Here is a 398-nt window from a genome sequence, read left to right as displayed (position 1 = left end):
TGTCAATCGGCCTGGAATGGGGACCCTGGATCGGCGCGCAAAAGGGACCCCTGTAGGGCACCACGGTTAGCGCTCGCCGGGCGAAGCTGGTCTGGGTTGCGCAGGCCGGCGGGCGCGGATCGGCGTTATGGGGTGATCAGGCGCGGTTCTTGAATCGCCAGGATTCGTTTCCGGTCTCGATGATCTCGCAGTGATGGGTGAGCCGGTCGAGCAGCGCCGTCGTCATCTTGGCGTCGCCGAAGACAGCGGGCCATTCGCCGAACGCCAGATTGGTGGTGACGATGATCGAGGTGCGCTCGTAGAGCCTGCTGATCAGGTGGAAGAGCAACTGCCCGCCGGCTTGCGCGAAGGGCAGATAGCCGAGTTCGTCGAGGACGACGAAGTCCAATCGGGTCAGG

At 64.1% G+C, this 398-nt stretch carries 1 protein-coding gene; it reads right to left on the bottom strand.

Annotated features, from left to right (window positions below; all coding sequences use genetic code 11):
* Positions 1 to 136: 136 nt before the first annotated feature.
* Positions 137 to 398: ATP-binding protein (locus AO692_RS03045; RefSeq protein ID WP_161808034.1), on the bottom strand; the 262-nt coding region annotated here is incomplete at its 5' end.

The sequence above is a fragment of the Mesorhizobium sp. 1M-11 genome, assembly GCF_001303895.1.
In the GTDB taxonomy this organism is placed as follows: domain Bacteria; phylum Pseudomonadota; class Alphaproteobacteria; order Rhizobiales; family Rhizobiaceae; genus Mesorhizobium.
Note: the sequence above shows the minus strand (reverse complement) of the source record. Positions and strands in the feature narration are given on the sequence as shown.